We start from the raw sequence: 12,550 nt of genomic DNA on the forward strand, positions 1-12,550 counted from the left end.
GCTGACGGCAAGCACTCGTGACCGCCATCCGAAGGCCAGAGGGCGGGCATCAACCCCACCGGCCAGCCTGGGACTGTGGACTCTGCCAACAGCCGTGGCCGTGCCGGCCCGCGCAAGATGACCTCTTCGTGGAGTATGCCGACGACCGCGTGAGCCTGCTCGTGTACCTGTCGATGCAGATGTATGACGCCATTGACGACAGCGCGACAAGAGGGCGGCCCAAGCCGATCGGCCTTTATGAACGCTTCATCGGATGGGCCAGAGGTGCAGCCGAGTGAAACGTCGCCACCCACGTAACGCAACCTCGCGCGGCGGGCTCGCGGCTCGCTTTGACGGACGCGCGGTAACGCAGCGGGTTGACCAACCCGACGCTCACCTCGTGTCGAAGGCCAACGGCAAGCTGTGTGGAGTGATTTGGCAACGGAGCGCTTGTCTGGGAGTCCTTGAGATCGTCAGCCAGTAGGGAATCCGGCTCGGATGTTCCAGTGGTCCAGGATTTCGGTGATCGCGTTCTTCAGCATGGCGACCGTGTCCGGGTCGACGACTGCGCCGTCGTTCCAGGCGGGTGCGGCAGGGAAGTTGCCTCAGTGGTCTGGCGGTCAGTTCATCTTCTGTACGGGATGGCGGCGTACCGAGGCACGGGCCATGCCTGTGCACGCCGTGGGCAGCATTGGGGCGGTCAGGGCTGGCGTCGAGGTGGGAAGCTACTGCGGACTTTTGGCCTGCTGGGGCCGGTGAACACTGATCCACGTCTCGACGTCCTCGACCAGCCACACCTTACCTTGCTCAAGGCCGGCGACCGGCCCCGGAAAGTCGGCGCGACTGGTGATCTGGTATGCCCGCTGTCTGCTGATCCCGCCGAGTCGGATCCGGATCTCGTGGGCACCCATAAAGCGCAAATTGTTCGTCACTCGCACGACTATAGTCACCGGACTAGGACGTCGCCATCTGGGTCCGCTGAGAGAGCGGCCCTTCAAGCCCGTTACCGCAACAACCGAAGATTCAGTGGCTCGGCACTCCGAATGCCAAGCAAGTAGGTCGATCCGCTTTGACGGACGGGTGTGTCGTGGTCGCTGCTGCGAAGGGCGACGAAGCGGAAGTTCCGGCGATACGAAGCGGGGGAGGGGTTGAACGTCATCGGGCTTGTCGACGGTGGGCTGTGATCAACGGGGCAGCCTGCGGCGGCTGTACTCGCTAGCATGTCTCGCGTCTCTTGAGAGGTGTGGTGCGTGCAGCAAGGCAACGGGGGGCGGCCCGACGCGGTGGTGTCGTCGCCGGACAAGTCGGTACAGATCATGGCGAGTACTGACGGCCGGGTAGAGGTCGGCGTTCAGGCGTTGAATCGGCACACCGAGCAGAGCCTGGCACGCCAGGTCCGCGCAGCGGCCCGGGTGGCGTTGGCTACATTGCAGAAGCTGGCCTCAGCCGATGGCGCCGGTCAGAAGGATTCCTCGGACCGGCGGCGGCCTTGGTAATTCCCAGGCCGCGGGTCCTGATCGGTGGGGCCGCGGCGGCTGTCGTGCTGCTGGTCGTTGTGCTGCTGTGGTGGAAGCCGTTTGACGAGCATCCAGATGTGCCTAGCTGTGACAGCTTGGCCAAGGCGCTGCCCTCAGCGGCTGGGGGGACCTGGGGGATCAGCGAGCCCGACACGACACATCTGACCCAGTCGTCCACCCGGTGCACGCTGGCGTTCACCTCGACAGATCAGCGGTTTTCCGGCACCACGACTGTCCTGCTCACCGGCGACACCCGGCCCGAGCAGCTACGCAGCGAGGTCCAGGCCGCGCCCTGCAACGGCGCTGCAGCGCCTCCCGCGGGCGAGGCCGACTATGTGACGTCGCGGGCGTGCACGGAGCAGATCGGCGACAACGTCCGTGCCGCCGTGATCGCGGCGAAACACCCCCGCTGGACCCGCATCGTGGTGGAAGTACCGACCCGGCCCGGCACCGTCGAGGACGCGGTCACGTTCAGCCAGAACCTCGCCCGCACGGTCGCGCACCAGTGCCTGACCCTGCCCGCCGAGTAGAACGGACCCGGGTGTGAGCAACCTCGACCGCTACTTCGACGCCGTGGCCGCCATCCGCGCCACCGGCACCTCCCGCGACGGCTGGATCAAAGTCGTTCGCGCCCCCGACGGCGACATCGACGTCCAGATCCGGCCCGGCATGCTGCGCACGTGCACCGCCCAGGAGGTCGCCGCGGAAATCCGCACCGGCCTGATCGCTGCCGTGGCCGACCACCGGCGCCAATACCGGCAACTCCGCATCAACTACTTCGGCACACCCTTGGGCGCCGAGCTGATGCCACCCATCGACGACACCACCGAGACGACAAGATTCACGGGGCAGAAATGACCGACACCAGCACCCTGCGCGCCGAGTCCCGCGCGCTGGTCAGCTACGGCGTGGAACGCTATGAGGACGCCGTCACCTACAGCGCGATTCGCCGCTACCTCGACGACATCGGCGCCATCCCGTCCGGCGTGTGGGGCACCCTGCCCGTCTCGGACCAGCTACGCCGCGATTGGAGCATCGCGCTGGACAGCCGCGTCGACGAGTCCCTCACCGCCAAGGACGAGATGGACCGCATGGCCGACGGGCTGCTGCAGATCGCCACGGACTACGAGCACACCGACCTGTCCGTCGCGACCAGCTTCGATGTGGTCAACCGGGATCTGCAGCCGTATCTGGCCGTCGCGGACGGGTACACGAGCACGGTGGGCACCCGCCTCGGCGGCGCCGGCGTGGTGTCCACCGCGCAGCATCACCGCCCTGACCCCGATGACCGGTCCGCGCTGGTCATTCCGCCCGGCAACGATCGGCTCACCGCCACCCGCCACGAGGTGCTGCCCAGCACCCGCGTCGTCGAGGAACCCCTCGTCATCGGCAGCAGCGACGGCAACGATCTCGGCTTCAGCGGGGGCCGCACCACCTACTACGACAACGGCGAACACGACCAGCTCGACGAGTTCGTCCAGCAGTACCGCAGCGAACTGCTGCAACTGGAGGCAATCCTGACCGACCTCGGTACCAGTGAACGTCTGCCCCTGAGCGACCTGATCATCCACGCGTGGCGGTCCAGCCCGAAAGTGATCCGGAACCGCGCCGACCTCATCCACTCCGTCGGAAACACCTACGGCGAGCTACGCACCAACATGGACGCCGACACCCACGGCCTGGCCCTGTACTGGGAAGGCACCGCCGCGTCCGCGTTCACCCAGTACGCGGAGAACGCCAGTACCTACCTCGGGCAGATCCAGGCCCAGGCCGACTGGCTCGCCGAGGAAGGCAAGAAGGCCGCCTCCTTGCTTGAAGGGCTCCGCAACGCTTACGCCGTAGCTGGCTTCGAACGCATCGGCACCCTCATCGAGGCTATGCAGGCGTACCGCGAGAACGTCCACGGCCTGTTCTCCTCCTGCAGCAATCCGGAGAAGGCGTTTCTCGATACGGTCAGCGCGTTCGTCGGGTACCTCGCCGACGCCGAGCGCCGCCATGTCGAACTCCTCGCCACCCTCATCAAGATCGACGAACAGGAACGCCACGAACGACCCGACCTCGGCGGCCGCGGCCACGACACCGTGCCCTTCCCCGCCCCCGCCGTCGGCAGCAACGCCTGGACCCAAGGCAACGGCTGGAAACCCAACCCCACCCGACCCACAACCTGACACCCCACCGCGGGACCCCTCAGCGCGGGCCCGACGGGCCCGAGCTGATCACGAGTCGCGTGGGCACGTTGTGCCGCAGTGACCATGCGACGGAAACGTCGGGAACTGGCGCCACCGGCCATGGTCCCAACGGCGTTCAGCCGGCCGAACGCCTCTGCCATCAGATCCGTGCCTGGAGTCCCCACCGCGGGACCGTCCCGACCATCACCGCCGACCGGCTCAACGACCCCGATTCATCGGATGGCCAGAGGTGCAACCGAGTCGTTTGACTAACTGAACCGCGTTGGAACTAGATCAGTCTTGTTCGAGCATCTTGACCAGCATGGCTCTGATCGACCCACCAGGGCCGGCAACGAGCTGGATCCGGTGTGGGTGCAAACGATCGTCTCCGACCTCTGAATTGCGCCCCATTCACGCACTGTGTACCGTTCGAGTCGGACTCCCTCGGCCTGTGGAGGGTTGACTTGCAGGCAGGGGTGGACTCAATCTCGGCCGATCTGCACAATCCTCACGTGATTACATCGGTCGAGTTCGATCGCGTCCAGCACCTCATCCGGGTCCCCATCCGCCTCGGCGGCAATCCGTACCGCTTTCTGGTCGACACTGGCATCGGTGTCACCGTCGTCTCCTCCGCGGTGGCCGCCGAAGTCGGTGTGCAGGCGACCGGTGACACATACACCGCACGACGGATGTCCGGCCAAGCCATCTCCTCGCCGCTCGTGCGGCTCCCCCTGGCCGCCATCGGCGGTTACACCGTCGATGGGCACCTCGCCTGTATCGCCGACCTCGGGGAGGTCGACGGCCCAGATGGATTCGCTGGCATCCTGGGCCTCGACTTCTTCCACCACACCATCACCATCGACCCGGACGCATCCACGCTGACCGTGCAACCCGCCGACAGCTTCCCCGGCGACGGTTACCCGATCCCCCTCGACCTGCGCCGAGATGCGGCGTCGGTCGACCCATTCGCAACCATGGTGCTGCCCAGCGGCCGCCAGATCCACGTGGAGATCGACACTGGATCAGCGAACCTCATCCTCGACACCCGCCTCATGCCCGACTGCGGGATCCAGCCTGACGACCCCACCGTCACCACCAAGACCGGCACAGACGAAACCGGCCACCCATGGACCCGCCACTGGGCCACCGTCCACGGCGACGTGTACCTCGAAGCCGCACCACAGACTGCCCAGGCAGCGGCCCGCGTCCAGTTCCAAGACATCATCCACGACGGCCTCGTCGGCACCGACTACCTGCACCGATACCGCGTCACCATTGACCTGTCCAACTCGCGATTGATCCTGCATCCTCGTCTCTGACGTTCTCCGCCACAGAAGCGTCAGTCGGGAAGGCCACAGGCAAGGCTCGCTTCACAACTGTCAACGCGGCTCCTGCTTGAAACTCCTTAAGTTCACGCACTGGTCTGCTCACTCGGGGTGGCTCAACGGGGCGTCGCCCAGCGTGCGGCAAATATCCGAGTTGGCCCGGTTCATGTCCCCCCCCGGTTGTTTGCGTGCCTTGTCCCCCAGAGCAGACCGACGAAGACCTGACAATCGACTTGCGAGCGACACGGGAGACCGGCCGGGGCTGCTGGTCTACTCGGCGATGGGACTCATCGTGCGGAGTCAACTCTGACATACGAGGGCAGAGCTTCCTGCGCAGGACAGCCTTGCATCCGCCGGGGTAGCCATCGACGTTAGTCTGATCGTCGTGCGCCCGGCGCAGTGCTAACGCCCGATCAGCAACCAATGGCGCGGAGATGCTTAGGAGCTATGTTGTCGAACTTCGCGATGTACCGGCCGACCGAACGGTTGGCGTCGACGCTGGCGGTGGCGCAGGACGGAAGCCGGCTGGCCTACATTGACGACCAGTCCGGACAATTCAATGTGGTGATCCGGTCGTTGACCGACGGCACCGAGTGCCGTGTCACGAAGTTCGCCGATCTCGCCGCCCACGACGTGACCTTCGACCCCCGGGCCGACTGGGTCTACTTCTTCGCCGACCGTGAAGGCGATGAAAACACGCAGCTCTACCGAGTCTCCGTGGCCGGAGATCGGGAGCCGGAACTGCTCACCGCCAGCCCGGACGCCACCTTCGAGGCCGGCGACGGTCCGGGTTTCTCCCCCGACGGGCGGTGGTTCGCCCTGGCCGGCAACGACCGTGTAGCCAGCGAACAAGACATCCTGATCCTCGACACCCAGGACGGCTCCATCCGGCGAGTGCTCGTCGGCGACGGTCTTCCCTACGCCGGTCACTGGTCGCCCGACAGCAGGTATCTCACCGTACTCGAATGGCGATCGACCCGCAGCGACCAGGCAGTGCACGTGATCGACGTGGCCACGGGCGAAGTGAAACTGCTCACCGATCCTGCGGAAACCGCGAGCTACGACGTCGGCCCGTGGCTGCCGGACGGGTCCGGCTTCCTCGCGGCGACCAACGTGGGCCGCGAGTTCGCCGGGCTGGCCCTCATCGCCCCAGACAGCGGCGAACTGACCTGGTGGGACACGCCGGATTGGGATGTCCAGCAGGTGGCGCTGGCCCCGGACGGCTCGACAGCGGCATGGGTCATCCTCCGCGATTCCGCGGACGTCATCCGGGTCCGTGCACTGGCCACCGGCGAGACCTGGGACGTTCCGCACCTCCCACTGTGTTCTCTGACCCACCTCAGCCTCTCGCCCACCGGCTCGCATGCGCTGGCGATGGTGCACACCGGCACCCGCCCGACGAACATCGCTCGGATCGATCTGAGGTCGGGGGCCATCGACTGGATCACTCAGGTGGCACCGGCCGCGGCGGATCCGGCGTCTTTCGTCGAACCCAGCGTCGTCACCTACCCGTCACCGGGCACAGCAGCCGGGGTTGCCGCCCTGCTCTACCGTCCCGCAGTCGACAGGCCAGCAGCCATGGTCATCTCCATCCACGGCGGGCCCAATTCCACGGAAGTCCCGGAATACCGCTGGGACGGGCTCTATCAGTATCTCGCCGCCCACGGAGTGGGTGTCCTCGCCCCCAACTTCCGAGGTTCGGTCGGCTACGGCCGCCAGCACGAGGACGCCCTGAACCGCGACTGGGGCGGTGCCGACCTCGACGACTTCGCCAGTGCGGCGGCCTACCTGCGCACCCTGGACTGGGTCGCCCCGGACCGCATCGGTGTCTTCGGCCAGTCCTACGGCGGATTCGCCGTGCTGTCATGCCTGAGCCGACTCCCCGAGATCGGCTGGCGGGCCGGCGTCGACATCTGCGGACCGGCCAACCTACACACCCTGGTGCGGTCGACGCCCGCGAGCTGGCACCATGTGACCGCTCGCCTGATCGGCGACCCGGAGCGCGACGCCGACCTCCTGCGTCAGCGCTCACCCTTGACGTACGCCGACCGCATCTCCGCGCCCCTGCTGGTCATCCAGGGAGCCAACGACCCGCGGGTTCCCCAGGCCGAGAGTGACCAGATCGTCGAGCACGTCCGTGCCAACGGAGGCCAGGTCGACTATCACCTGTTCCCCGACGAGGGTCACGTCTTCACCCGGCGCGAGAACCAGGAACAGGCCCTCACCCTGGCAGCCGAGTTCCTTCTCCGGCATCTGACCGCGGAGTCCTGACCACCACCGCGCATGGTAGAGGCGTGGTAGCGGGAGCCGGGACACTGTAAGAACTCGACCGATCGAAGCGCGGGTCCGGAACCACCGAGAGGAAGCGGAACCAGAATGAAGAGGCTAATCGTCGGCCTTTGCATCGCCATTGCCGTCGCAATCGGCGTCGGAGTTTTCGCGGAGAATTCGTTCGCTGACGAGACCCCCCGACCGAGCCTCATCAACAAACCGACTTTCGCTCAATGAGCATGGGACGCGAAGGGTCGGCCGTTCCCGGGAGCAGCCGTACCGAGTCGTCGGCGTGGGGCGCGTTCCAGATGTGGATCGGGATCCTGGGCGGCGCGCTGGCGCTGTCGGTGATCAGCCAGGTGATCGTCAGCTCGACACACGGCCGACTTCGTGAACGGGCGGTCGGAGTCCAGGCGGCCTGGCCCCAGGAGTGGTCGTTCTTCTCCCGGTATCGGGACGCGCCGATCATTTACCCCTACCGGTTCGCCGGCGGTGCGGCTCCGGTGGACCTTGTCGCTCGGGCCGAGAGCGCTGACGACGCGGGAGGGCTCCGAAAAAAGTGGATGTCGCAGCTCATCGAACGGAGCTACCTCGCCGCCGCGGTTCCGGCGCAGGCGTGGAGCTTGTGCCGATCGCCGGGACAGGAATGTGTTCGCACCGCCTCCACCCAGCAAAAGTTCGCAGTGCGAAACAGCGCTACCCGCCGAACTCTCTGCGGCGACATGATTCTGCTGCGGACTCCGTCGGCCGACCGTGAATTCCGGCCCGAGGTGGAGCTCCCGTTCGTGCCCGCCGGTGCCGTGGAAGCCGCACGGGTCGAAGTGACCTGTGAAAGCTGAACCACTGGCCCGCCTGCGCGCATGGGTGGAGGGCCTGGTGCCGAACGATCGGTACCTTCAGGCCGGTCGTTCAGTCATCGCGGCCGCCCAGATATGCAGCCTGTTGTTCATCACCGACGACGTGGCGTTCACCGCGGCGGAGCGGGCGGCCGGCCCCTGCGCATCTCCTTGGTCGGCCATCTGGTGTTCCGATTCTCGCATCACCGGCGGGACGATCGTCGCCCGAGCGCTGTCGCTGATCGTGCTGGCCGCGGTCATGATGGGGTTCAAGCCGCGATGGACCTGTATTCCCCACTTTCTGGTGAGCCTGAGCATGGCCATGGCTTTCACGGTCAACACCGGAGGCGAACGTGTGGCCACGATCATCACGGCGTTGGTGATTCCGGTCTGTGTCTCCGATGGCCGGTCCTGGGCGTGGATCGCGGGGCCGCACTCCGGGGATCGGAGGAGCCCATCCGCCGGCTCCGCGGCGGCAGCGGTTCTGACGATCCGGGCTCAGCTCTCCATCGTCTATCTGGTTGCGGCCGTATCCAAGACTGTCACACCCGGCTGGGGGACAGGAGGGTGGCTTCAGTCGGTGTTCCTGGATCCCACCTTCGGGCTGCCCCCGATCGTTCTGACGCCGATGCTGCCGGTAATCGAGAACCGCGTCGTCATGGTCGTCCTGGAGGTCGCCGTCGTTGTTGGTGAACTCATCATCGCGGCCGGGGTGTGTGGTAATCGGACGCTGCGGTCGGTCGCCTTGCTGGTGGGGTTGGGGCTGCACGCGTCGATCGGCCTGCTCATGGGTCTTCCCGCGTTCGGGGCGATCATGGTCGGAGGCCTCCTGGTGGCCCGTGGTGGATGCCGCCCGCCGACACATGCTCGAGAGCTGCCGGATCCCGACGCCGATGCTGTCCTGGATCACCCCGGCAGTTTGCCGAGGATGACCACTTGATCGTCGGCGGAAGAGGTGCAGTAGAAGCACGTGTCCGTACTGGCCAGGTGCCGCGCGATGCTGTCGCGGATCAGGGCGTCGGAAACGCTGCCGACCGCTATGTCGTTCAGGATTTGGGCCGCTTGGTAGCCGGCGCCCCGGCGAAGTGCGGCGTGTGCGAGACCGAGGCGGGCGCGACCAACGAAGTTGATGAACCCTCCCGACTTGGCGACCTCACTCGCCTCGTTGAGCAGAGTGACGGCGCGATCGAGATCCGCTGCCGCGAGGAACGCCTCTCCGAGGACCAGGAGGGATTCGGATTCGACCTCCACTGACGAGTAGGTCCTGGTGAGCGCTAGCGCTGCGCGTCCCGCTCGGATCGCGCGCACATAGTCGCCTCGCTGCCGGGCCGTGCCCGATTCGCCGCACAGCGCGGCCGCCTGAAAGACCGGAACGTCCAGCCTTTCGGCGAGATGACGGCTCTGCTCGAAGTAGTTCAGCGCCTCCACGGTGCTGCCCATCAAGGCCAGCGTGTACCCGAGATGCAAGGCGATGACCAACTCAACGTGCTCGCCGCCGCCCGTCATGTGTTCGGCCAGGCGCAGGTGTACCAGGGATTGCTCGAGCTCTCCGAACTGCCGGGCGACGACCGCCAGGTTGACCAGGGTCCCGCGCCCGGATTCTTTGTCCTGTGCACGCTCGGCATGGACGACCGCGCGCTTGAAGACGTCGGCGGCAAGGTCGAGATCGCCGGTGTTGAGGTGCATGATGCCCAAGTCAGAGAGCTGGAAGGCGAGCCAGTCGCTGCGCTCAAGCCGTTCGGACAGGCTGATGGCGTGGCCGAACGCCTGGATGGCCTCCCGCGTATCGGTCCGCTCGCGGCTGGCCACGGCTAGACCCGAACTGGCAATGGCTTCGCCGATCTCGTCGCCACAGATCTGGGCCGATCGAATCGCGAGCCGGAACAGGTTCGCGGCTTCGCCGCCATAGTTCCGAGCAGAGAGCAGGGGCTGGATGGCGCAGACCAGGCGCCACAGGCGGTCGTGCAGCTGCAACTTCTCGGCGGCGGCGATCGTTGCCGTGAAAGCCGGATACGCCTCGATGGCGCCGGCAAGGTCGGCTCCGCCTGGAGCGTCCGCCGGCCTCGTCTCGAGACCTATCCCGGGGTAGGCGAACTCCCCCTTGGCGATCGAGCCCAGCATCGTCACCGCAAGCCGGAGATAGTGGTCCACCAGCCGGGTCGCCGCCGCCCGGCGCTGGTCCTCAGTGTCGTACCGCTCCGAGAACCGGCGAGCCGCGTCACGCATCAGGTCGTGGAGTTCGTAGCGACCCGCCTCGTTCTGGGTGAGGGCGCTCGCGTCGAAGAGTCCGGCGAGATCGTCCTCGACGGAACTCACCTCGTCATCCACGAGCGCGGCGCACGACGCAGGGTCGAATTCGGCCGCACAGTGCACGCTGAGGAGACGGAACAGCCGCTGCTGGGTTTCCGTCAGGTGGGGATACGACACCTCGAGCGCCGCGGAGACGCTTCGGTCGCCCGAAATGAGCAGACGGTTCCGGGAGTGATGATCGCTCAACCGGCGGCCCAGCTCGGTGAGCGTCCAGCCACGCCGGTCCTTGAAGCGCACCGCCGCGATGCGGATTGCTAGCGGCAGACGCCCGCAGAGGTCCACGACGTTCTGGACCTCGTTCGGGTCTGGGCAGCGCTCCGGCCCAGCGATCTTCACAAAGAGGGCCGCGGCCTCGTCGCTGGCTAGGACGTCCAGGGTGAGAGTGTGCGCGCCGTCGATGGTGGAGAGCCTCAAGCGGCTCGTCATGACCACCAGGTTTCCGGCCGAGCCGGGGAGCAGGGGACGAACCTGGTCAGCGGAAGCGACGTTGTCCAGGAGGACCAGGCTGCGCTTGCCCGCGAGCTGGGCTCGCCAAACAGCAGAGGCCACATCGGTATCGCGGGGAATCGATTCGATGGCTACGCCGGCCTGGGACAGCAGATTGAACAGCGCCCGCTGGGGGGTCATCGGCTCGAGGCCCGGTGTGAAGCCGTTGAGGTTGATGAAGTATCGGCCATCCGGATAGTCGGCACTCAGATCATGAGCCAAGCGGACCGCCAGCGTCGTTTTGCCGATCCCTCCCATTCCGCTCAAGGCCGAGATGGCCACAGCCATGGGCGACGATTCAGTACAAGTCCGTTTGAGGTCCTCGAGCTGTGCCTCCCGGCCGGTGAAATCACCGGTCGAGGACGGCAGCGAATCGGGTGACGACGTCACTGCGGGTTGTGGCGACAGGGAAGGTCCTTCGTCCGGACCGGGCCGGCCTTGAAGGATTGCTCTGTGCAGACTCTGCAGGTCGTCACCGGGGTCGACACCCAGCTCGTCTGCGAGGTGTCTGCGGCATTCCTCGTAAGCCATCAAGGCGTCCGCCTGGCGTCCGTTGGCCACGAGCGCTTCCATCAGCAGCAGATAAGTGGATTCGCGCAGGGGGTTCTGTGAAACCAGGACACTGAGTTGGTTGCACAGATCCGAGTCGACAGTGCCCAACCGCAGCCGTAGCTTGGCGAGCTCCTCCCAGGCCCGTACCCGGCGAAGGTGCAAATCCACCAATCCTGGCATCATGGAGGCCGAGCTCATCCCCTCGAATGGATCGCCTCGCCAGAGCGCAACTGCCTCGATGTACGCCTGGACAGCCTCGGCGTCCCGGTCCTCGCCGGCCAGCCGGGCCGCCTCCTCCACTGTGGCGTTGAAATGCCACAAATCGACGGCCTTTGTTGGTGCGTCGATCGCATAGCCGATGCCGTCGAACACCAGGTCTACGTCCGGAATGTCTGCCAAGTCCTGCCGGAGAAGACGGACGGTGTTGTGGATCTGCTGACGGGCCGAGGCCGGCGGTCGCTCCCACAACGCCTCGGTGAGCTGTTCACCGGTGACGCGACGGCTCGGCGCCAGGATCAGGAGTGCGAGCATGGTGAGTTTGCGACGTCCGGCGACCCGGACCGGGCCGGAGCGCCCCTCGAGCCGTAACGGGCCCAAGGCCTGAATAGCCGGCATTCCCGTGAACATGACTACCCCCGCGACAGACCATCGACCCGGCTCCATGCTAGCCGTGGGCCTCTTGCCTGGTCATAGACGGGGCCGAAGCCATCCGCGGGCGGCCCCGGCCCGGCCACCTGGACTGGGCGATATCGGCACGGTAGTCGCCGGGTAGCGGCGGTCATTAACTTCCATTCAGGAAAGCCCGAAACGAGACCGAAGGCCACCGATGTGACGCCGATGAGAGACGCAGCGCCCGACCAGGAGGGACCCGTCGATGACCGAAGCGCATTACTTCGTCTCGGCATTCTCGCCCCGGAATTGGTGCGACATGCAGCTGTCACGTCTGGCCCGCAGCTGCGGACGGACGGATTCAGCGGCCGGGGCAGCCAAGCGCCTACCGGAGCGAGGCAAGTCGGTCGGAGCCATGGCGGGTCGTTGCCCCGCATCGCTCGGGTGGGAGTTCCCGCGCCGGAGGTCCGGCGGGAACGGACTCTTCCCGCATCCAG

General features: G+C 66.3%; 11 protein-coding genes. 9 read left to right on the forward strand and 2 right to left on the reverse strand.

Annotated features, from left to right (window positions below; all coding sequences use genetic code 11):
• The first annotated feature begins 128 nt into the window (after window positions 1-128).
• Window positions 129-278, forward strand: a complete 150-nt coding sequence (locus tag ACMCNK_RS23905; protein ID WP_412738603.1) for a hypothetical protein — start codon at window positions 129-131, stop codon at window positions 276-278.
• A gap of 426 nt (window positions 279-704) precedes the next feature.
• Here the strand turns inward: ACMCNK_RS23905 and ACMCNK_RS23910 are convergent, their stop codons facing one another.
• Entirely contained in the window at window positions 705-890 is a 186-nt protein-coding gene (locus ACMCNK_RS23910; protein ID WP_412740970.1) for a DNA-binding protein, read from the reverse strand.
• Between the two features lie 339 nt (window positions 891-1,229).
• Between ACMCNK_RS23910 and ACMCNK_RS23915 the strand changes: the two genes are divergently transcribed.
• The 8 genes from ACMCNK_RS23915 to ACMCNK_RS23950 all read left to right on the forward strand — a co-directional run bounded on the left by ACMCNK_RS23915 (window position 1,230) and on the right by ACMCNK_RS23950 (window position 9,036).
• Window positions 1,230-1,475, forward strand: a complete 246-nt coding sequence (locus ACMCNK_RS23915) for a hypothetical protein (protein WP_412738604.1) — start codon at window positions 1,230-1,232, stop codon at window positions 1,473-1,475.
• A gap of 44 nt (window positions 1,476-1,519) precedes the next feature.
• A complete protein-coding gene (locus tag ACMCNK_RS23920) occupies window positions 1,520-2,026 on the forward strand; it encodes a hypothetical protein (RefSeq protein ID WP_412738605.1) in 507 nt (168 codons plus the stop codon).
• 13 nt (window positions 2,027-2,039) lie between these two features.
• Window positions 2,040-2,354 carry a hypothetical protein gene (locus ACMCNK_RS23925; protein ID WP_412738606.1) on the forward strand — a complete coding sequence of 105 codons (315 nt, stop codon included), beginning with the start codon at window positions 2,040-2,042 and terminating at the stop codon, window positions 2,352-2,354.
• Window positions 2,351-3,664, forward strand: coding sequence for a hypothetical protein (locus ACMCNK_RS23930; protein WP_412738607.1), 1,314 nt, complete (start codon window positions 2,351-2,353; stop codon window positions 3,662-3,664). The genes ACMCNK_RS23925 and ACMCNK_RS23930 overlap by 4 nt, the downstream gene beginning before the upstream one ends.
• Before the next feature lie 368 nt (window positions 3,665-4,032).
• Window positions 4,033-4,983, forward strand: coding sequence for a retropepsin-like aspartic protease (locus tag ACMCNK_RS23935; RefSeq protein ID WP_412738608.1), 951 nt, complete (start codon window positions 4,033-4,035; stop codon window positions 4,981-4,983).
• A gap of 405 nt (window positions 4,984-5,388) precedes the next feature.
• On the forward strand, window positions 5,389-7,260 hold the full coding sequence (locus ACMCNK_RS23940) for a S9 family peptidase (protein ID WP_412738609.1): 1,872 nt from the start codon (window positions 5,389-5,391) through the stop codon (window positions 7,258-7,260).
• A 233-nt stretch (window positions 7,261-7,493) separates the two neighbouring features.
• A complete protein-coding gene (locus ACMCNK_RS23945; protein WP_412738610.1) occupies window positions 7,494-8,099 on the forward strand; it encodes a hypothetical protein in 606 nt (201 codons plus the stop codon).
• Window positions 8,089-9,036: a hypothetical protein gene (locus ACMCNK_RS23950; RefSeq protein WP_412738611.1), complete on the forward strand. Its 948-nt coding sequence runs from the start codon at window positions 8,089-8,091 to the stop codon at window positions 9,034-9,036. The genes ACMCNK_RS23945 and ACMCNK_RS23950 overlap by 11 nt, the downstream gene beginning before the upstream one ends.
• On the opposite strand, the gene ACMCNK_RS23955 is transcribed toward ACMCNK_RS23950, so the two are convergent.
• A complete protein-coding gene (locus ACMCNK_RS23955) occupies window positions 9,003-11,975 on the reverse strand; it encodes a BTAD domain-containing putative transcriptional regulator (RefSeq protein WP_412738612.1) in 2,973 nt (990 codons plus the stop codon). The genes ACMCNK_RS23950 and ACMCNK_RS23955 overlap by 34 nt on opposite strands.
• Between the last annotated feature and the right edge of the window lie 575 nt (window positions 11,976-12,550).

Source organism: Krasilnikovia sp. MM14-A1259, assembly GCF_047159535.1.
Classification (GTDB): Bacteria; Actinomycetota; Actinomycetes; order Mycobacteriales; family Micromonosporaceae; genus Actinoplanes.

Bases quoted from the DNA above. Each gene is read 5' to 3' on its own strand.
- ACMCNK_RS23930 (WP_412738607.1), top strand. From the start codon at position 2,351: ATGACCGACACCAGCACCCTGCGCGCCGAGTCCCGCGCGCTGGTCAGC.
- ACMCNK_RS23910 (WP_412740970.1), bottom strand. From the start codon at position 890: ATGGGTGCCCACGAGATCCGGATCCGACTCGGCGGGATCAGCAGACAG.
- ACMCNK_RS23955 (WP_412738612.1), bottom strand. From the start codon at position 11,975: ATGCTCGCACTCCTGATCCTGGCGCCGAGCCGTCGCGTCACCGGTGAA.
- ACMCNK_RS23945 (WP_412738610.1), top strand. From the start codon at position 7,494: ATGAGCATGGGACGCGAAGGGTCGGCCGTTCCCGGGAGCAGCCGTACC.